Origin of the sequence: Halorussus salinisoli (assembly GCA_005239435.1) — an archaeon.
GTDB lineage: Archaea > Halobacteriota > Halobacteria > Halobacteriales > Haladaptataceae > Halorussus > Halorussus salinisoli.
This window is the reverse complement of the sequence record SZNP01000001.1, coordinates 1136629-1153523: the sequence shown is the minus strand read 5'-3', so window position 1 is coordinate 1153523 and position 16895 is coordinate 1136629. Positions and strand designations below refer to the sequence as shown.

The following is a 16895-nucleotide window of genomic DNA, read 5'->3' as shown; positions in this document are numbered from 1 at the left end:
ACTGAATCAGTCGTCTGCTGTTCCGGTCGCCGACGCCTCGGACTCGGAACGCCGAGACAGGACCGCGATGCCGACTGCAACCGCAACAGCGACCGCGACGACTCCGACGAGCGCGAGCGCCACCACCGGTTCGGTCGCGTCCGCGACCCGGCCGCCGACCAGCAGGAAGGGGACGCGGACGAGGGCGTAGGCGAACGCGACCGCGCTGAGCGTCGTCGCCCGGCCGACCGACTCCGCGCGGTCGTTCAGGTACGCGCTGTGAATCGGGTGGAGAACGTCCTGACACGTCCGGAATCCGACGACCGCGGTCAGGGTCGCGGCGACCACGGCCGACCCGCCGAGCGCGCGGGTGGCGACGAGCGGAACCGCCATCGCGACCCCGCCGAGGCCGACCAGCGCGAGCAGCGCGTTAGTGGCCCCGAGCGCGTTCCGGAGAGCGTCGGCCCGGTCCACTACGACCGCCGACAACGCGGTGAAGGTGGCGTAGAGACAGCCGAGGACGACGAACTCGGGGAGCGCGACCCCGGCGACCGTCGCGGTCGTCCGGGGCAGGACAGCGACCACGACCGGCTGGAGGTAGTCGCCCGCCGCGACCGAGGCCCCGGTGTAGACCGCGACGACGCCGACGACGACCCGGAGGCCGGGCCGCGCGAGGAACCGCCGGACGACCGCGAGCGCGCGCCGGGGGTCGAGCGGGGCGTCATCGTCGTCGGCCCGACCGTCGCGGCCCCGATACCGGGCGTTCGCCGGGAGCGAAGCGACGATTCCTACCCCGGACCAGCTCAGCGCGGCCGCGCAGGCGAACGGAATCATCGGGCCGACGACGTAGAGCAGACCTCCGGCGACCATCGTCGTCGCGGTGACCCAGAGCCGGAGCGCGGACCCGCGGCTCTCGATCTCGGTGTACCGCTCGGCCTCGTCGGCCTCGTCCAACACGTCGTAGAGCCACGCTTCGGTGCTCCCCGACTGGAAGGCCGAGGCTACCCCGGAGACGACGAAGATGCTCACGACGGCGGTGGTCGAACGCGCGAACGCCCACGACGAGATGCTCACGGCGAACAGCGTCTGGCTGAGCAGGAGGCTCCGGCGGCGGCCGAGACGGTCGCCGACGTAGCCGCTCGGCACCTCGCCGAGGACGGTGACGGCGGCCATCGCCGACCCGCCCAAGGCGAGGTCGGTGAAGGTCACGCCGCGGCTCACGAGGAAGACGTTCAGGAACGGTGCGATGAAGCCGATGGCACTGATACAGCGGTAGGCGTAGTAGGTCAACACCGCCCGGCGGAGGTCGCTCACCGCAATCGCCTCCCGAGGCGGTGCCGACGGGCGGACTGGCGCGGGAATCGGAAAGTGGAGTGACCCGAGGCTCGACGGACGAAGCCACTCGGCGGTCGATTAGCGAATCGATGCTGTCGGTCCGAACTGCGAGTGGAGTGTCGGAACATCTGGCGTGACGTGGGAAACAGTCGCAACGCTGGTCGCCGCCGCGGGAGTCGCCGGTCTCGGACCCGCCACTGGGCGGCACCGCGTCGTCGGGGCTACGGTCGGAGCGTCACGCCGTGTTCGACATGCGTCGCCGACTTCCGCCGATAGTGACAAAAAAGTATCCCCCGTGTGTGACTCCCAGTCGTGACGGAAGCGAGGCAATCGGGACTGGCGGCGGAATAGAATTATATGTCTTTAGGAAACGGAATTCTTTCTTTAGGAACGAAAGAAAATATGTTAACGGCTAGAATCACGTGTCTCCGCCTCGCGCGGCGGCGGGGCGTTCTCCTCCTCGCCGGGCGGCGTCCCCAGTCCCGGCGGTTCGGGCGCGGGGTGTTCTAACCATCCCTTCTGGCTGTGAATCGCCGCGTACGCCCGGCGGAGCAGTTGCTGAGACGGACTCCGGTCCACTCTGGGCGTCACTCGGCCGTCCCGAATCGCGGCCGCGACGCTCTCGGGCGTGAGTTCGTCGGCCTCGACTTCGGTGTACGCTCGGCCGACCTCGACCGGGTAGTGAGCGTCGCTCCCGCCGACGAGCGGGAGGTCACGGTCGCGGGCCAACTGCTCGACCCACTCGGCCGGGTCGGTCCCCTTGCCGTTGACCTCGATGGCGTCGAACTCGGCGTCGGCCTCGCGGACCGTGCTGTTGCGGAACGGGTGGGCGATGATGGCGGCACACCCGCGGTCGTGGGCCATCTCGACCACCTGCTGGGGCGTGAGTTCGCCCTTCGGGGTGCGCTCGGGCGGATTCGGGCCGACGACGAGCGCGTGGCCCTTCGTCGTCGTCACCTCGATGCCGGGCAGGACCGCGAACGACTCGTCGCCGAGTCCGAAGTCGCGGTAGTAGTCGTGGTTGGTCGTGACCACCCCGTCGAGACCGCGGTACTCCGCCGTCCGTGCGAGCAGGCGTGCGCCTACGGGGTCGAACGCGCGTCCGAGACCGGGGAACCCGTGGAAGAATCGGGTGTGGGAGTGTAGATCGACGGTGAACACTATGTTCGCTAGAGGAGTAACGAGCGGTTATCAATTTGGGCCGACGAGGGCACTTTCCAGCGGTGCGTCGAAGGACGGGGTAGCGGACCCGGCCGGAACTATCAGAGAACGCGGAACACGCGAACCGTGTCGCGCTTGCCCGGTTCACAGAGGAGTTGGGCGAGCCCGAGATCAGAGAACACCTGCTTCCAGTCGCGGTGGTACAGCGGGAAGTCGTCGTGGACGCAACTCACTTCGGCACCTTTGCGGCCGCGTTTGGGGCTGTTTCCTTCGTTTTCGGCAGTAATCAGCAGGTCGGAGGTGACGCGAGCTAACTCCTCGAACACCCACTCGTTTTCGGGGTGAACGTGTTGGAGCGTCTCGACCGAGTAGACGACGTCGAACGCGTCGTCGGGGAAATCGGGGACGATGTCCTCGATAGCACCGGCGTGGAACGTCCCCGTTTCGGCGAGTCGGGGGTAGTGGTCGGCCATCACGTCGAACGAATCCTCGTTGATGTCGATTCCGGTCAGGTCCTCGAACCCGTCGTCCAGAAGGTGAGCGAGGTGGCGACCGGAGCTACAGCCGACTTCGAGTATCGCGGCGTCGTCGGCGGCGTAGTGGTCGAACACGGCGGCGAGCGTTTCCGTCACCTCGTTCTGTCCGATGTCCGCGTAGTAGGACGGCGAGAACTCCTTCGAGCGATTGGCCCAGTACTCGTGATTGTCGGCCGGTTCCATACGCGATGCTACTAGGTCGGAGCGTAAAGTGTTCATCGAGTCTCGGTCGGCCCCGGCAGACGGCTCACTCGGTCTCGTCGGTCTCCGACTTCCAGCGGCCCGTTCGTCGGTCCCGGCGTCTAACGCTTCCGCTCGACCCCGCGTCACGCACTACCGCGAAGAATCAGCCACGCGACGAACACGGCGACGGCACCGAGACCCGTACTCGCCACGGCCTGTGCGCGGAGGCGGTCCAGCAGGGCGTGAGCGTCGTCGGTGATCTGGGCTACCTCGTAGACCTCGCCGCCCAGCTCGCATCGCGGGAGGAAGTCCATGGCGACGTGGAGGAAGACGCCCGCCGCGAACCCGAAGACGACGGCGTTCACGGGGTCGCTACTCGGAAGCGTCAGGAGCGACGCCGGAAGCGCGGTGATGCCGACGCCCGCGGCCGGAAGCAGGAGGACCGAGACCGGTTTGTCGGCCCGTCGGAGTCGGTCGGCCGCGGCGTAGCCCGCCGGTCCCTTGTGGGAGACGATAGCGAGTCCGAGCAGGAGTCCGAGACTCGGCATGTTGCCGTAGACGATACCGATGATGGCTCCCGCCGCGAACGAGTGGGCGGTCAGTTCGACCGCAGTGTGGTCGAACGGCAGGTCGGTGTGCATCGCTCGGTGGCCGAGGGTGTGGGCCGAGAAACCTGCGAGGACGCCGAACGCGATGCCGAACCCGCCGAACTTCGGATGGTGGCCGATGGCCCCCGGTACGATGAAGACGGCCGCGCTGGTTATCATCGCGCCGCTGGCGAGACCGTAGCCCCAAACGAGGCGTCCGGCGTCGGTCGACGCTCCGGTTCGCTCGCCGACGAACGCCGCGCCACCCATCGCGGCGAACGCGACCCACGAGATGCCGACGACCTTGGTCAACCCCGCCCGGAGTGCGAACGGAGTGAGTGCGACGAGTGCGACCGGACCGAGCAGTCCGAGACGGGAGAGGCGCATGTTGTTAACGAGATTGTTCCAGTTAATAAGTCCGTCGGTCGCCCGCGTTTCTGCGAATTCGATCGATGGAGTCGGTGCGGGACTCGATGCTGGAAAACGGGGAAGAAAGCCCCGCGCGCTCGCGGTGGAGTGGTCGGCCAGCCCTCGCGCATCCGAATCGCCGGAGCTTCCGCCCCGGCGTATATGCCGGTCGAGCGCGTCTGTCTCCGGTATGAGGGATGTTCCCGTACTGTCGCTCACGTGGCGCGAGGGCCTGTTCGCCCACTGGCCGCTCGACCCCTCCAGGGTCCGACCGTTGGTCCCCGACGAACTCGACGTGGACACCCGCGAGGGGACCGCGTGGGTGTCGGCCCTCCCGTCGGTCGTGGAAGCGAGTCGGCCGTGGTTCCTGCCCGAGCGCGTCGGCGTGACCTTCCCGCAGGTCAATCTCCGGACCTACGTCCGCCACGAGAATCGGCCGGGCGTCTACTTCCTGAGTCTGGACGCCGCGACCGCGCTCGGCGTTCGGGTCGCCCGCGCGCTCTGGGGCCTGCCGTACCACCGCGCCGAAATCGACTTCGAGACGGCGGGCGACGTTCGCCGGTTCGACTGCCAGCGGGTCCACACCGACGAGTCGCCCGCCCGGTTCGCGGCCGAGTACCGGCCGACTGGCAGGCCGACCCACGCCGACCCGGATTCGCTCTCGGCGTTCCTCGCGGAGCGATACCGACTCTACCTCGTCCGAGGTGGGAGCGCCGAGAGTGGAGGAGGCGATGGGAGCGGAGGCGACGCGGGGAGGGGAGACGCGGGCACTCGGACGGTCTGGTGCGCACGAGTCGAACACGACCCATGGCGACTCTGTCCGGCCGAGGCGACGGTCCACGCCGTCGCCCTGCTGGAGTCGGTCGGCCTGCCAGCGCCCGCCGAGGACCCCGTGGTCCGGTACACGCCGAGCGCGACGCTCACGGTTCGGTCGCCGTTCCGGGCCTGAGAGCAGGTAGCGATTTCAGACTGGCCGTCGTGGGACGAGTCGTGACGACGATACCAGAGGAGTTCCGCGACCTGTTCGAGAAGCAGACGTTCGCCCACCTCTCGACGCTCCTGCCCGACGGGACGCCTCACTCCGTCCCGGTGTGGATAGACTACGACGCCGACGAGAACCACCTGCTCGTCAACACCGTCAGGGGGTCGCGCAAGGAGCAGAACGTCCGCGAGACCGCCCACGTCGCCGTCTCGATGACCGACCCCGACGATCCCTACCGATTCCTGACGGTCCGCGGCGAGGTCGTCGAACTGACCGAGGACGGCGCGGTCGAACACGTCAACCGACTCGCCCGGCACTACATGGGCGTCGAGGAGTACCCCCGACTCGGCGAGGAGGACGGCGCGAGAGTGATTCTGAAGATTCGGCCCAACAGCGTCACTACGGGCGGGGACTGAACCTCCGCACCGAAAGGAGGCCTGTTCCGAACCGCTTCGGGGGCCTCCGTTCCGATAGATACGCGCTCGGTCCTCCTCCGAATCGCGGATTCGATTGCCCACGCTACCGACTCACGCGGTCGCTTTCTTGAACTCCTTCAGGCCGATGACGACGCCGTCGACTTCCTCGGCGGGCGCGTCGGTGGCGACCCAGTAGAAGAGGTCCGCGGCGTCGGCGGGGTCCCGACCCTGCCCGCCGGTCAGGTCGGTGGCGACCGTGCCGGGGTCCACGACGCCCACTGTCGCGTCGATTTCGGTGGCGAACTGCCGGACGAGCGCCTCGGCCGCCGCCTTCGAGACCGCGTAGGAACCGTAGCCCGGTTTCGGGTCGCGCGCGACCGACCCGGAGGGGACCAGCACTCGCGCGTCGTCGGCGAGGTGCGGCACGGCCTCTTTGACCGCGACGAAGACGCCGCGAGCGTTCGTCCGGAACGAGTCGTCGAACGCCGAGTAGGCGTCGTCGGCCAGCGGCGTCTCGCCGGGGTCGCCGTGGTACACCCCGGCGCAGGCGACCACGACGTCGATGCCGCCGTCGCTCCCCCGGGCCGCGGTCTCCATCAGGCGCTCCACGTCGTACTCGTCGCGCACGTCGGCCCGCATGCCTTCGACGTCGCCACCGTCGGCGTCGATGCTCTCGACCGTCTCGTCGAGCGCGTCTTGCTCGCGTGCGCAGGCGACGACCCGCGCGCCCTCGGCGGCGAACCGCCGGGCGACCGCCTCGCCGATGCCGCGACTCGCGCCGGTCACGACCGCAGTTTGTCCGTCCATACTCCCTCCGAAGGTCTCCGAACCCAAACCGGTTTCTGCGTGCGACGGGCGAACGTCAGTCGAGAACTCAGAACGACGCCGACGCGCCGGTCAGCAGTTCCACGCCGAGAGACGCCGCCACGGCGGTTGCGAAGACACCGAGCGCGAACAGCGCGTAGTTCCAGAGGGTGCTGTCGGCGGGCGTCACCGACAGCGTGTAGCGGTGGCCCGAGACGGGCCACAACAGCGCAACGCCCATCGGCGTCAGCACGTCGGCCGCGAGGTGCGAGAGGACGGCGAGCGCCGCGATTCCTGCCGCGAACGCCGGGAGCGACACCGGCCCCACCGCGTGGCCGCCGAGACCGGTCGCCGTCGCGGCCGCGCTTGCGACCGCCCACGCGCCGCCCGCGACCAGCGCCGCGAACGGTAGGGTGTGCGTCGGCCCGCGGTGAGAGACGAACGGAATCCGTGTGTCCCAGTCGGGGAGCATCGTCAACCAGAGGACGCCCGCACCGCCCGCGACGGCGGCCGTCGGGTGGCCGAGCGCGAGGAGCCAGCCGCCGACGGGGGCGTACAGCGCGAGCGCCACGCCGTAGTGACCGGGCCTGAACATGCCCGACGGTGAACGCCGCGACGACGTAACTGTGGCGAAGTGTGGCGGTTTTCGGAGGGCCACCAGTCCTTTTGCCCGTGACGACCCTGCTATCGATGTGACTCGGGACTCCAACGACTCGACGCTCGACGCGCGCGAGGGAATCCCCTCCCTCGCCGACGACGCGCTCCTCGCGCCGTTCCGCGAGACCGACGACCCGGTGTTGACGACCGAGGAGGTCCGCGATACGGTCTCGTTCGGGCGCATCCCGACCGCCGAGGAACTCGAACGACTCGCCAGCGAGGGCGTCCTCGAACGCAAGTCGGTCGGCGACGAGACCGTCTGGTGGCTGCCGGGCCACACCGGAACCGACGAACGGAGCGGGCCGCGCCCGGGCACGGCCTACAAGTACGAGGGCGGTCTCTCCCGGCAACTCGAAAACGAGATTTCGACGCTCTCGGCCCCCAACGAACGTGAACGGGCCGCCATCTACGCGACCTGCTACTACGTGTCGGAGTACGGCCCGGCCACCCCCGAGACGCTTCGAGAGGAGGTGTATCCGACGTATCCCGCGGGGCACGACGACGCCGAGACGTGGTGGAACACCTGTATTCGCCCGGCACTGGCGGCGCTATCGAGCGTCGAGCGAGACGACGGCGAGTGGCGAATCGACCGAAAGAGGACCGATTAGAACTCCGAGAGCCTGGCGCTCTCGGACGACCGTCGGAGCGGTCGGCGTTCGTCCTCGGCAGCGGCGGTGAGGTACTTCCGGAATCGGTCGGAGTCGTCGGCGAGACGTACGGTCTCGGCTTCGGCGTCGAAGTCGGCGACGCCCGTCTCCGCGAGTTTCGGGAGGTGGACGTGGTGAAGCGACGTGGCCACGCGCTCGACGTCGGCGTCTTCGAGCGCGGCCACCTCGTCTGCGAGGTCGAGGAGTGTAATCGGTTCTCCACGACGGTACAGCACGTACAGTGCGTGACGGCGACGCTCCGGCACGAGTATCTCGAAAATAGCGTCGAGCGACCGAACGCGCGAGCCATGGTCGTCCCCGGGTGGTGTGTTCCTGGTCTCTTCCCCCGTCGAATCATTAGGTGCCTGACTCATGGCCTCGGTATACGTTCACACACCTGTGGCATAAATCTACGCAGATTCCTCTCAGATACGGCGGTTCGAAATAAACGACCGACTACCGACACGACGGAGGTGCCGGTGCGGGTAGTCCGGGCGGTTCGGACTTCACGGCAGGCGGCCCGGACTCGACGGCGGGCGGCCCGGGGTTCACCAGTCTCGGTAGGTCAGTTCGTCGGCTTTGTTCGTGACGGCCTGCATCATGCATCCCCGACACACCCACATGTCGCCGCCGGTGCGCGAGACCAGTCGCGTCCCGCCGGGTTTCTGCCGCTCACAGATGTCACAGGTGCGCATACTGGCTATTGACTACGCGAGGGTTTCAATGTCTCGGGCGTATCTCCCGGTCGTTTCGCTCTTCTGGGGCCGTTTCCGGGCGGCGGACTTTTAGGCTCGCCGTACGACCGTGTCCGTATGCTGTCCGAGTGGTTCGTCCGAATCGTCGGCCACGACCCCGTGATGCAGGGTCTGGCCGGCGGAATCGTCATCGCGGTGATGAACACCCTCGGGGCCGCACTGGTCGTCGTCTGGCCCGACCCTTCCGAGCAGGCGCTCGACGGTGCCCTGGGGTTCGCGGCGGGCGTGATGCTGTCGGCGAGTTTCACCAGCCTCATCCTCCCGGGCATCGAAATCGGCGGCATCTGGCCCGTACTGGTCGGGTTCGCGTTCGGCGTCCTCCTGCTCGACCGGGCCGACCAGTGGGTGCCGCACGTTCACGTAGTCATCACCGGACGAGGTGGCGTCGGGGTCGGCGAAGCGAGGGCCAGCGAAGCGAGCGCGGACGCGACGGCGGGCGACGAGACGAGAACCGACGGCGACCCCCGCGTCGAGACGGACACCGCGACCGGCCGGGAGCGCCTCGACCCCGACGACGCACGAACCGCCTCGGTCCTGCTGTTCATCGTCGCAATCACGCTCCACAACATGCCCGAGGGACTCGCGGTCGGGGTCAGTTTTGGGTCGGGGAACCTGAGCGACGCGCTGGCGCTCATGCTCGCTATCGGGGTTCAGAATGTCCCGGAGGGTCTGGCGGTGTCGGTCGCGGCCGCCAACGCCGGGTTTGGGTCGCTGTTCTACGCGTCGCTCGCGGGCGTCCGGGCCGGACTCGTGGAGATTCCGCTGGCGGTGTTCGGCGCGCTCGCGGTCGGAATCGCCGCGCCGATTCTCCCCTACGCGATGGGGTTCGCCGCGGGCGGGATGCTGTTCGTCATCAGCGACGAAATCGTGCCCGAGACCCACGCCCGCGGCCACGAGCGCGTGGCGACCCTCGGAACGATGGTCGGGGTCGCCGTGATGCTATATCTCGACATCGCGTTGGGGTGAACCGTCGGAAGCGGTTATCACGGTTGCAGTCGTCTCTTCGCCTATGGAACACGTCGAGTACGTCCACACCTTCGGGATGACCGACGAGGAGTTGGACGAGTACCTCCGGGAGGACGCGGTCGGCGTCCTCTCGCTGGCCGACGCTGGCGACGCTTACGCGGTGCCGGTTGGCTATCACTACGACGGTGAGCGACTGCTGGTCAGACTGGGCGAGCGCGACGACAGCACGAAGATGGACTACCTCGAATCGACAGAGACCGCTACGCTGGTCGTCTACGAGAAGGAGAGCGAACGGTCGTCGTGGAGCGTCCTCGTCCGGGGGGCACTCCGGAAACTCCCGCCGGAACGCGACCGGAAAATCAACGAGCAGTTCGAGCCGTTTCGGCTGTTCGGCGAGACCATCGAAGAGGTGGACGCTGGCATCTACGAACTAGTGATGGACGAAGTGACCGGGCGGCAGACCGACTGAACCCGCGCACAACTCATAACCCCGCCGAGACCCAAGTCGGCGCTATGAGCGAGAAAGCCGACGACGTGCCCGAGACCGACGAGGAGTGGCGTGACCGTCTGTCCGACGAGGAGTACCGCGTCCTCCGAGAGGCCGGGACCGAGCGACCGTTTTCGGGCGAACACGTAGACCGCAAGGACGACGGCACCTACGTCTGTGCGGGATGCGGCGCGGAACTGTTCGACTCCGAGACCAAGTTCGACTCCGGGTGTGGCTGGCCGAGTTTCTACGACACCGACGACGACCGCATCGAGACTCGCCGGGACACCAGCAAGGGGATGGACCGCGTCGAGGTGGTCTGCGCGAACTGCGACGGCCACCTCGGTCACGTCTTCGAGGACGGTCCGGAACCGACCGGCAAGCGATACTGTATCAACTCGGCCGCGATGGACTTCGAGGAAGACGGATAGCTAACTCCGGACGTGAAAACGCGAGCCCACCCGACGTTTCGCGTCCGGACCGCCGGCACGGCAACCGACGCACTTCCGTTCGCGGGCAACGCCGGCTTGGAAATATTCTGAATATTTTCAGAAACGAATACAATTCTACTAGGACCATATACCGTTATCTAAGATAGGTATTTATTTCTCCACCACCGAATACAGTTCGTCTGGAGACACCTACACCCGAAGCCGAATCGTACTCTCGGTGAGATTCGAGACGTACTCGTCGGGGAGTCGATGGACGTCCTGCGTGACCGGACCGTCCCAGCCGAGTTCCGACACCGCGTCGTCGTCGGCGTCCGGTTCGACTCCCACGTACAGGTCGCCGTTTCGGACCTCCTCGACGGAACCGATTTCGACGCCGCTCTGGGCGACGACCCGCTTGCCGATTTGATCGTCCAAGTAGTCGGCCATGGTCGTGGGTAGGGTCGCCTCGTCCGAATGCGTTCGGGCCGAGTGTCAGAGTGGTTCGAGAAAACGGCATCCGGGTCGGTGAAATAGCCGATTATCTTCGAAAGCCCACGGTCGGCGTGACTCGTGCTACCGCGAATCACACTTATGGCGGTCGGGCGACTACTTCGGGACGAGAACCGATGAGTCGAACCGCCAGCGACGGGACGACTGCGGGAGAATCGGCTTCGGGGGGTAGCAAATCCGACGCGACGCAGACCGAGTACGAGCGACTCCGGACCAAGAAGAAGGAGCGGGAGGGAAACGCGGAGCAGGCCGAAATTCTGGACGTGTTCGTCGATGAACGTCGGGTCGTCTTCACGGTCGGGTTCGAGTGGACGACCGACGCCGAGCGACTGGTCTACGACCTCGACAGCGACCGGGACGTACTCGAACTGGAGGCGCTCGCGGAGTCGCAGAGCTTCGACTTCGAGCAGGTGTCGTTTCTGGAGGGCGAGACGCTGACGGTCGTCTACGCGGGCGGCGAGTGGGTGCCGGAGGCCACCCTCGCGCACGTCGAGGGCGAGGGGTCGGTGCGCCGGACGTTCCTGACCGAACTCCGACTGCTGGCCCGGGAACTCGCCCGGTCGCCGAAGGCGCTCCGGCGACTCGTCCGGGTCCCGCGCACGATGACGACCAAGCAGTTGATACTCGCCGTCGTCGTCGTGAAGAAACTGATCATCGTCGCGCTGGTGGCGTGGCTGGTACTGTAGCCGGATTCGCAGATTCGGCAGAAACGCTTTCCACCACACGGACCCGATTTCCCCCATGACCAGTGCCGTCCCACCCGAAGCCGAGCAACTGCTGACCAGCGAGCCTCTGATGGCCCACTTCGCCACCTGCGCCGACGGGGACCCCCACGTCGCGCCGGTCTGGTACCACTACGACGAGGGAGCAATCGAGGTCCTGACCACGGGTCGGAAACTGGCGAACGTCCGCCAGAACCCCCGGGTCGCGGTGTCGGTCCAGAAGGACGAGGGCGGGCAGGCCCAGTGGATGGTCACGCTACGCGGGACCGCGACCGTGGTCGAGGACGTGGAGGAACGCCGGAAGGCCGCCGGGCGCATCAATCCGAAGTACGGCGCAGAGCCGGACGAGTACCCCGAAAACGTGCTGGTCCGGATGGACGTCGGGTCGGCGAGCTATCAGACGTACTGAGCTACTCGATGGCGAACCGAAGTATCGCGGCCACGCCGTCGAACGCCTCGTGGAAACGCTGTCCGCGCGCGAAGTCGGTCGGAACGACCACGCAGTCGCCGCCTTCGGCCTCGGCGCGCTCTCGGAGGTCCCGAACCTCCTCGACGGGGAGTCCCTCCGAGACCAGCACCGTCTCCACCGCGTCGTACTCCAGCGCTTCCTCTACCGACTCGCGGCCGTAGACCACCTCGTCGTCGCCTCGGGCGGTTTCGCTCCCTCCCTCGCCGCCCGAACTCCCGACGCCGAGCGCGTCGAAGAAGCGGTCGAGCGTGGCCTGCATCTCCCGGCGTTCCTCGTCCTCGATGCGGTCGCTGGCCTTCTCCACGAGTTGACGAAGCCCCTGCTCGGAGGCGTACTCGACCGAAACCGGGTTCCCGACCAGCATCTCTTCGAGGCGGTAATCGAGGTGGTCGCCCTCCAAGAAGTCCTCGACCGTGACGGTCGTTCCGCCCAACAGCAGACCGTCTACGTCGGTGGTCGCGCTGGACGATTCGGCGTCGTGTTCGCCGAGAAACGCGCGCTCGGCCTCCTCGCCGACCGACTCGAAGAACTCCTCTTTCTGGCGTTCGCGCTCGCGCTCGAATCGCTGGGCCGACTGGCCGCCAGCCTTGGTCTTGCCCATCACGTCGCTGTCGAACGTCTCGACCACCTGCACGTCGTCGTTCTCGGTCAGGCCGAGCGCCGCCCCGCCGCGTTCGACGACGAGCAAGCCGAACGTCTTTCCCGAGCGTTCGACTCCCTCCAGGAGTTCGGTCTCGAACTCGTTGTCGCGCTCGTAGACGAACTCCGAGACGGGCGTCGGGAGGTCGTCGAAGACGTACTCGACCACCTCGCCGTCTACGACGCCAGCGTAGGCGACGAGTCCGTTTTCGGGCGTGGTCTCGTGATGCTGGAGAACCTGTCGCAGGGTTTCGAGCGCGTCCAGATACGCGGCGTCCTCGCCCTCGGTGTCGATGTACTTGGCCTCCGCCCGGTCCTCCTCGACGCGCTCTAAGGCTTCGCCGATGGGTTTGTCCGGCGGGATCGCGACGGTCACGAGGTCGTTTTCGGTCGCTTCGGCGCTCTCGACGCGCTCGATTCGTTCGTGGCGTTCGTAGGATTCGATGTCCATCGTTTAGAGTGGTCGCTGGCGGGGTGGTTCCGGCAGGGCCGAGTGATACTGGTGGGTCGAGCAGTTCCGGCAGGGCCGGGAACGGGGTCGCCAGCGATGGAAACCCCCGTACTCGAAGTCGAGTACGCCGCCCGGACGATTGAGGGTTTGGGCCGAGAGTTTATTCGAGTCGCTGTGGTACTCCGGGTCCAGGTATGCCGATTATCCACTTCGATGAGGCCGACGGTCCCGAGCGCACCCAAATCGGCGAGGCGCTCGTCAAGTTCGCTCGCCGGACCGACCGCCTCGAAACCGGCCGCGCGGAGGGCAAGTACTTCCTGAACCACGAGGACGGATGCGACGAGGGCGACGAGCAAATCGAAGCGGGCGAGGAGTTCTTCTTCGACACCGAGACCGGCGAGGTTCTCTGCGAGGAACACGGCCGGGCGCGACGGAACGGGCGAGGGAAGTAGGAGGAACGCGGAGAGAAGCGCGAGGAGCGGGTCGTCCGGATTAGGCTTCGTCTCCCAGCACGTCCTCGACCTGCCACTCGGGCAGGACCAACATCTGCTCGTCGTCGGCCATCTCGTCGGTCGTCACGAATTCAAGGCGGTCGCCGCCCGCCACCGCGGTCCCACCGCCGTACACGTCTTCCCAGTGGTCGAACACCGCGTCCGGAACCTGCACGAGTCGCTCGTCGTCCACCACGGTACTGGCGAGGAACCGGACGCCCTCTGCGTCCTCCAGTGGGTCGTAGAGGTACGAGACGAGTACCGCGCCGTCGTCCTCGCGGACGGCCCAGTAGGCCTCGCCGTCGAGTTTCAGCAGTTCCATGTTGATGGCCTGTTGAGGAACCGGGACCTCGTAGGAGTCGCCGCTGACCGATGCACCGCCGAGTCGCTCGTAGGACTCTGTCATGAATCGACAGACGGTAGCCGTGCGGTTAGGTCGTGTGGCCGCCGGACCGTTCGACCGCGCCTACGTGGCCGTGACCGGGCCCATCCGACTGCACCCACGCGACCGCACTCTCCCGACTGCGCCCGCCCGACCGTGACCGGGGCGACCGACGACCCGACCGACAGACCGATTTTCCTCCGTCACGTTACGCCGCCCATGGCAACGAGTTCGACCGCCGACACTGCGTCGTCCGATACAGCGCCCTCCGACGACTCGTCGTCGCTGGCCGACAAACTCGACACCGCGGCGACGATCATCTGGGTCGCCTTCCTCGCGTTCGTGGTCGTCCTCACGCTGATTCCCGCGGTCGGCCTGCTCGCGGGTGTCGCTCCCTTCGCCCCGCCCGACCCGACGATGTACTACGCCCTCGTGGGGTTCGCACTCGTCGGCACCGTCGCGCTGGTCGCGGCGGCGCTCTACGACGTGTAGGCCCTCGACCGGAACCCCCGTCGAGCGAGCGTGGCAACGAGGGTGCTAAGTGGACTGGTGGAGTAGTGGGCGACGTGAACAACATCGGTCCCTCGGAACTCGGCGAGCGACTCTCGGACGACGACGTGTTCGTTCTCGACGTTCGGCCCCGGGAAAACTACCACCGTCGTCACATCGAGGGGAGCTACAACGCACCGGTCTACGGCGACCTGCGGCAGGGCGACTCGACCGCGCTCGACGACCATCTGGACGAGATTCCGGAAGACGCGGACGTGGTGACCGTCTGCAAGGCCGGCGTCGTCGCCAGGAAAGCAACGAGTCGCCTGCGCGAGGAGGGCTACGACGCGGCGACCCTCTCGGGAGGATTCCGCGGTTGGCGACACTACGAGGACGACACGCTCCTCTACCGGGTCGCATCGTTCCTCCGGACCCTCGTCCGGTAGGAAGTTGGGCCGACACGCAACTGTCGCTACCGGACTATCGCTACCGAGTCGTCGTCGGAATCGGGCGCAACGTTCCTACTCGTTCGGCCCGAACGAGTAGATATGAGTCGGACGCCCTTCCGCGACCGAATGTATCCGTGCGCACAGTGCAGTCGTGACGTGCGGGTTCGGTCGCTGTTCCACCACTACGAGATGATTCACGACGAGTCGCTGGTGACCGTCCGGCAGGACGGAACCCACGTCTGCTCGCTCTGTCGGATGGAACTGCCGTCTCCCGACGAGAACAACGCGTGGAAACTCCGAGTCCGTCACTTCCGGGAGCATCACGGAAAGCGACTGGTCGATACGGACGCGATTCAGTAGCGAGGCGGAGTCGGAGACACGCGGCTCTCAGTCCTCGCTGGAGGCCGCGAGGTCCCGAGAGTCGGCGCGCGTCCCGTCGGGCGAGGCGTCGAACAGGGGACTCTGCTCGCCCGGCGTGAGCGTGTTGAGGACCAGCGCGGTCAGCGCGGTCAAGATGACCGGTTCGCCGAAGAAGGTTCGGGCGGCGTCCGGGAGCCCCTGAAGCGCCTCGGGGCGAGTGGCGATGCCGAGACCCAGACCCAGCGAGACCGCGACGATGACCATGTTCCGGCGGTCGAGGTCGGTGTGCAGGAAGATGAGGCGCATCCCGCTCGCGGCGACCATCCCGGCCATCAGCAGGACGGCCCCGCCGAAGACCGCGCTCGGGATGGTGGCGACCGCGGCACCGACCTTGGGGCTGAAGCCCAGTAGCGCCAAGATGACGCCAGCGACGCCCACGACGTGGCGACTCAGCACGCCCGTGAAGTTGACGATGCCCGCGTTCTGCGAGAACGAGGTGACTGGGAAGGCTCCGAACGCCGCGCCGACCGAACTCAGCAGGCCGTCGGTGAACAGACCGCCGCGGAACTCCTCGTCGGTCGGATTTCGACCCTCCGCGGCCGTGATGGACGACATGTCGCCGACGGTCTCCATCGCGGACACCAGGAACAGGAACGCGAACGTGACGATGGGAACCGGTTCGAACGCGACGCCGAACGCGCCGGGTCGCGGAACCGCCAGCCACGAGGCGTCGGCCACCGGTCGGAAGTCCACGAGACCGAACGCGACGGCGGCCACGTAGCCGACGGTGATGCCGACGAGCGTACTCAGGAGCCTCGTGATGCCCGACGAGAAGAGATTGAGGACCACCGCGACGAACAGGACGAGCGCGGCGAGTCCGACGTTGTGTAGCGCGCCGTAGTCGTCCACGCCGACCCCGCCCGCCGAGTAGTCGATGGCGACGGGAATCAGGTAGAGACCGATGATGACGACGACCAGTCCGGTGACCAGCGGCGGGAAGAAGGGCTCGATGCGCTCGAACTGCCAGCCGATGAGTCCCTCGACCACGAACCCGGCGACGAGTATCGCGCCGAAGACGGCCGCGAGTCCGGCGTTCGCGCCGATGGTCGTCGCCGCGCCGACGAACGTGAAACTCGTCCCCATCACGATGGGAAGTTTCGCGCCGACCGGACCGACGGTGTACGCCTGCACGACCGTCGCCAGCCCCGAGAACAGCAGGACCATCTGGACGACGTAGGCCGTGTCGGCCGCACTGAGGCCGACCGCGCCAGCCACGATGTACGCCACCGCCGTCGCCGGAACTATCATCACCGCGACGTGCTGGACCCCCAGCAGGAGGGACTTCAACCACGGTGGCTTGTCGTCGAGTTCGTATTCGAGTTCGATCTCCCCGTCCGTTTCGGTCGTCATTCTATACCCCGGACGTGTGGGTCCCCTTCAATAATAGTTTCGCGTTCGAGTGTATATACGCCGTCACTGATGGCATAATATACAAGTTTGTGTAATAGAGTCGCACTGGTAGGGAGACGTGCGGCACGACCTGTGGGGTTGAACGGGAAAGGAGTCCCCGTTCGCGCGTTCCTCCGCAGAAGGAGGTCA

24 protein-coding genes are annotated in these 16895 nt (G+C 66.9%); 12 read left to right on the top strand and 12 right to left on the bottom strand.

All coding sequences use genetic code 11. The features are described from left to right. Window positions 1–6 precede the first annotated feature (6 nt). The 4 genes from E2484_RS10145 to E2484_RS10130 all read right to left on the bottom strand — a co-directional run bounded on the left by E2484_RS10145 (window position 7) and on the right by E2484_RS10130 (window position 4168). Window positions 7–1293 carry an MFS transporter gene (locus tag E2484_RS10145; RefSeq protein ID WP_137285075.1) on the bottom strand — a complete coding sequence of 429 codons (1287 nt, stop codon included), beginning with the start codon at window positions 1291–1293 and terminating at the stop codon, window positions 7–9. Window positions 1294–1719: 426 nt separating this feature from the next. Continuing rightward, complete coding sequence (locus E2484_RS10140; RefSeq protein WP_137285074.1) at window positions 1720–2475, bottom strand: CehA/McbA family metallohydrolase; 756 nt, start codon at window positions 2473–2475, stop codon at window positions 1720–1722. Between the two features lie 101 nt (window positions 2476–2576). Further along, window positions 2577–3194 carry a class I SAM-dependent methyltransferase gene (locus E2484_RS10135; protein WP_137285073.1) on the bottom strand — a complete coding sequence of 206 codons (618 nt, stop codon included), beginning with the start codon at window positions 3192–3194 and terminating at the stop codon, window positions 2577–2579. A gap of 143 nt (window positions 3195–3337) precedes the next feature. Continuing rightward, a complete protein-coding gene (locus E2484_RS10130) occupies window positions 3338–4168 on the bottom strand; it encodes a ZIP family metal transporter (RefSeq protein WP_137285072.1) in 831 nt (276 codons plus the stop codon). Between the two features lie 211 nt (window positions 4169–4379). Between E2484_RS10130 and E2484_RS10125 the strand changes: the two genes are divergently transcribed. Together E2484_RS10125 and E2484_RS10120 are read left to right on the top strand one after the other, a co-directional pair. After that, a complete protein-coding gene (locus E2484_RS10125; protein WP_170977285.1) occupies window positions 4380–5138 on the top strand; it encodes a YqjF family protein in 759 nt (252 codons plus the stop codon). A 41-nt stretch (window positions 5139–5179) separates the two neighbouring features. Next, complete coding sequence (locus E2484_RS10120) at window positions 5180–5587, top strand: pyridoxamine 5'-phosphate oxidase family protein (RefSeq protein WP_137285070.1); 408 nt, start codon at window positions 5180–5182, stop codon at window positions 5585–5587. A 111-nt stretch (window positions 5588–5698) separates the two neighbouring features. Here E2484_RS10120 and E2484_RS10115 read toward each other — a convergent pair whose 3' ends face one another. Together E2484_RS10115 and E2484_RS10110 are read right to left on the bottom strand one after the other, a co-directional pair. Further along, complete coding sequence (locus tag E2484_RS10115) at window positions 5699–6394, bottom strand: SDR family NAD(P)-dependent oxidoreductase (protein WP_137285069.1); 696 nt, start codon at window positions 6392–6394, stop codon at window positions 5699–5701. A 67-nt stretch (window positions 6395–6461) separates the two neighbouring features. Continuing rightward, a complete protein-coding gene (locus E2484_RS10110) occupies window positions 6462–6986 on the bottom strand; it encodes a metal-dependent hydrolase (protein ID WP_137285068.1) in 525 nt (174 codons plus the stop codon). A gap of 97 nt (window positions 6987–7083) precedes the next feature. Between E2484_RS10110 and E2484_RS10105 the strand changes: the two genes are divergently transcribed. Further along, window positions 7084–7656, top strand: coding sequence for a hypothetical protein (locus E2484_RS10105; protein ID WP_137285067.1), 573 nt, complete (start codon window positions 7084–7086; stop codon window positions 7654–7656). Here the strand turns inward: E2484_RS10105 and E2484_RS10100 are convergent. Further along, on the bottom strand, window positions 7653–8069 hold the full coding sequence (locus E2484_RS10100) for a DUF7344 domain-containing protein (protein WP_137285066.1): 417 nt from the start codon (window positions 8067–8069) through the stop codon (window positions 7653–7655). The two genes, E2484_RS10105 and E2484_RS10100, sit on opposite strands and share 4 nt — an antisense overlap. Window positions 8070–8243: 174 nt before the next feature. Continuing rightward, the gene (locus tag E2484_RS24890; protein ID WP_170977284.1) at window positions 8244–8390 is read right to left on the bottom strand and encodes a hypothetical protein; all 147 of its coding nucleotides are present in this window, start codon (window positions 8388–8390) and stop codon (window positions 8244–8246) included. Between the two features lie 117 nt (window positions 8391–8507). Between E2484_RS24890 and E2484_RS10095 the strand changes: the two genes are divergently transcribed. From E2484_RS10095 to msrB, 3 genes are read left to right on the top strand one after another with little or no spacing between them, the layout of a single operon-like run. After that, window positions 8508–9416 carry a ZIP family metal transporter gene (locus E2484_RS10095; protein WP_137285065.1) on the top strand — a complete coding sequence of 303 codons (909 nt, stop codon included), beginning with the start codon at window positions 8508–8510 and terminating at the stop codon, window positions 9414–9416. Between the two features lie 43 nt (window positions 9417–9459). Further along, on the top strand, window positions 9460–9885 hold the full coding sequence (locus tag E2484_RS10090; RefSeq protein WP_137285064.1) for a pyridoxamine 5'-phosphate oxidase family protein: 426 nt from the start codon (window positions 9460–9462) through the stop codon (window positions 9883–9885). Between the two features lie 44 nt (window positions 9886–9929). Next, window positions 9930–10334, top strand: coding sequence for a peptide-methionine (R)-S-oxide reductase MsrB (msrB, locus tag E2484_RS10085; RefSeq protein WP_137285063.1), 405 nt, complete (start codon window positions 9930–9932; stop codon window positions 10332–10334). A 210-nt stretch (window positions 10335–10544) separates the two neighbouring features. Here the strand turns inward: msrB and E2484_RS10080 are convergent, their stop codons facing one another. Next, a complete protein-coding gene (locus tag E2484_RS10080) occupies window positions 10545–10781 on the bottom strand; it encodes a hypothetical protein (RefSeq protein ID WP_137285062.1) in 237 nt (78 codons plus the stop codon). 179 nt (window positions 10782–10960) lie between these two features. Here E2484_RS10080 and E2484_RS10075 point away from each other — a divergent pair, with 179 nt between their 5' ends. Next, on the top strand, window positions 10961–11530 hold the full coding sequence (locus E2484_RS10075; protein WP_137285061.1) for a hypothetical protein: 570 nt from the start codon (window positions 10961–10963) through the stop codon (window positions 11528–11530). A gap of 55 nt (window positions 11531–11585) precedes the next feature. After that, a complete protein-coding gene (locus E2484_RS10070) occupies window positions 11586–11975 on the top strand; it encodes a pyridoxamine 5'-phosphate oxidase family protein (protein WP_137285060.1) in 390 nt (129 codons plus the stop codon). Window position 11976: 1 nt separating this feature from the next. On the opposite strand, the gene E2484_RS10065 is transcribed toward E2484_RS10070, so the two are convergent. Then, window positions 11977–13125: a Vms1/Ankzf1 family peptidyl-tRNA hydrolase gene (locus tag E2484_RS10065; protein ID WP_137285059.1), complete on the bottom strand. Its 1149-nt coding sequence runs from the start codon at window positions 13123–13125 to the stop codon at window positions 11977–11979. A gap of 194 nt (window positions 13126–13319) precedes the next feature. On the opposite strand from E2484_RS10065, the gene E2484_RS10060 reads away from it, so the two are divergent. Beyond that, window positions 13320–13577, top strand: coding sequence for a hypothetical protein (locus E2484_RS10060; protein WP_137285058.1), 258 nt, complete (start codon window positions 13320–13322; stop codon window positions 13575–13577). 40 nt (window positions 13578–13617) lie between these two features. Here E2484_RS10060 and E2484_RS10055 read toward each other — a convergent pair whose 3' ends face one another. Further along, a complete protein-coding gene (locus E2484_RS10055) occupies window positions 13618–14022 on the bottom strand; it encodes a hypothetical protein (protein ID WP_137285057.1) in 405 nt (134 codons plus the stop codon). Window positions 14023–14217: 195 nt separating this feature from the next. Here E2484_RS10055 and E2484_RS10050 point away from each other — a divergent pair, with 195 nt between their 5' ends. The 3 genes from E2484_RS10050 to E2484_RS10040 all read left to right on the top strand — a co-directional run bounded on the left by E2484_RS10050 (window position 14218) and on the right by E2484_RS10040 (window position 15296). Next, window positions 14218–14490 (top strand): hypothetical protein, encoded by a 273-nt coding sequence (locus E2484_RS10050; protein WP_137285056.1) that lies wholly within the window; start codon window positions 14218–14220, stop codon window positions 14488–14490. A gap of 74 nt (window positions 14491–14564) precedes the next feature. Next, a complete protein-coding gene (locus tag E2484_RS10045) occupies window positions 14565–14933 on the top strand; it encodes a rhodanese-like domain-containing protein (protein WP_137285354.1) in 369 nt (122 codons plus the stop codon). Between the two features lie 102 nt (window positions 14934–15035). After that, a complete protein-coding gene (locus E2484_RS10040) occupies window positions 15036–15296 on the top strand; it encodes a hypothetical protein (RefSeq protein ID WP_137285055.1) in 261 nt (86 codons plus the stop codon). Between the two features lie 27 nt (window positions 15297–15323). Here the strand turns inward: E2484_RS10040 and E2484_RS10035 are convergent, their stop codons facing one another. After that, window positions 15324–16706 carry a uracil-xanthine permease family protein gene (locus E2484_RS10035; protein WP_137285054.1) on the bottom strand — a complete coding sequence of 461 codons (1383 nt, stop codon included), beginning with the start codon at window positions 16704–16706 and terminating at the stop codon, window positions 15324–15326. Window positions 16707–16895 lie beyond the last annotated feature (189 nt).

Coding starts and splice junctions, on each gene's coding strand:
- E2484_RS10135 (WP_137285073.1), bottom strand. CDS start 3,194: ATGGAACCGGCCGACAATCACGAGTACTGGGCCAATCGCTCGAAGGAG.
- E2484_RS10130 (WP_137285072.1), bottom strand. CDS start 4,168: ATGCGCCTCTCCCGTCTCGGACTGCTCGGTCCGGTCGCACTCGTCGCA.
- E2484_RS10125 (WP_170977285.1), top strand. CDS start 4,380: ATGAGGGATGTTCCCGTACTGTCGCTCACGTGGCGCGAGGGCCTGTTC.
- E2484_RS10115 (WP_137285069.1), bottom strand. CDS start 6,394: ATGGACGGACAAACTGCGGTCGTGACCGGCGCGAGTCGCGGCATCGGC.
- E2484_RS10110 (WP_137285068.1), bottom strand. CDS start 6,986: ATGTTCAGGCCCGGTCACTACGGCGTGGCGCTCGCGCTGTACGCCCCC.
- E2484_RS10100 (WP_137285066.1), bottom strand. CDS start 8,069: ATGAGTCAGGCACCTAATGATTCGACGGGGGAAGAGACCAGGAACACA.
- E2484_RS24890 (WP_170977284.1), bottom strand. CDS start 8,390: ATGCGCACCTGTGACATCTGTGAGCGGCAGAAACCCGGCGGGACGCGA.
- E2484_RS10095 (WP_137285065.1), top strand. CDS start 8,508: ATGCTGTCCGAGTGGTTCGTCCGAATCGTCGGCCACGACCCCGTGATG.
- E2484_RS10090 (WP_137285064.1), top strand. CDS start 9,460: ATGGAACACGTCGAGTACGTCCACACCTTCGGGATGACCGACGAGGAG.
- msrB (WP_137285063.1), top strand. CDS start 9,930: ATGAGCGAGAAAGCCGACGACGTGCCCGAGACCGACGAGGAGTGGCGT.
- E2484_RS10080 (WP_137285062.1), bottom strand. CDS start 10,781: ATGGCCGACTACTTGGACGATCAAATCGGCAAGCGGGTCGTCGCCCAG.
- E2484_RS10075 (WP_137285061.1), top strand. CDS start 10,961: ATGAGTCGAACCGCCAGCGACGGGACGACTGCGGGAGAATCGGCTTCG.
- E2484_RS10070 (WP_137285060.1), top strand. CDS start 11,586: ATGACCAGTGCCGTCCCACCCGAAGCCGAGCAACTGCTGACCAGCGAG.
- E2484_RS10065 (WP_137285059.1), bottom strand. CDS start 13,125: ATGGACATCGAATCCTACGAACGCCACGAACGAATCGAGCGCGTCGAG.
- E2484_RS10060 (WP_137285058.1), top strand. CDS start 13,320: ATGCCGATTATCCACTTCGATGAGGCCGACGGTCCCGAGCGCACCCAA.
- E2484_RS10055 (WP_137285057.1), bottom strand. CDS start 14,022: ATGACAGAGTCCTACGAGCGACTCGGCGGTGCATCGGTCAGCGGCGAC.
- E2484_RS10050 (WP_137285056.1), top strand. CDS start 14,218: ATGGCAACGAGTTCGACCGCCGACACTGCGTCGTCCGATACAGCGCCC.
- E2484_RS10040 (WP_137285055.1), top strand. CDS start 15,036: ATGAGTCGGACGCCCTTCCGCGACCGAATGTATCCGTGCGCACAGTGC.
- E2484_RS10035 (WP_137285054.1), bottom strand. CDS start 16,706: ATGACGACCGAAACGGACGGGGAGATCGAACTCGAATACGAACTCGAC.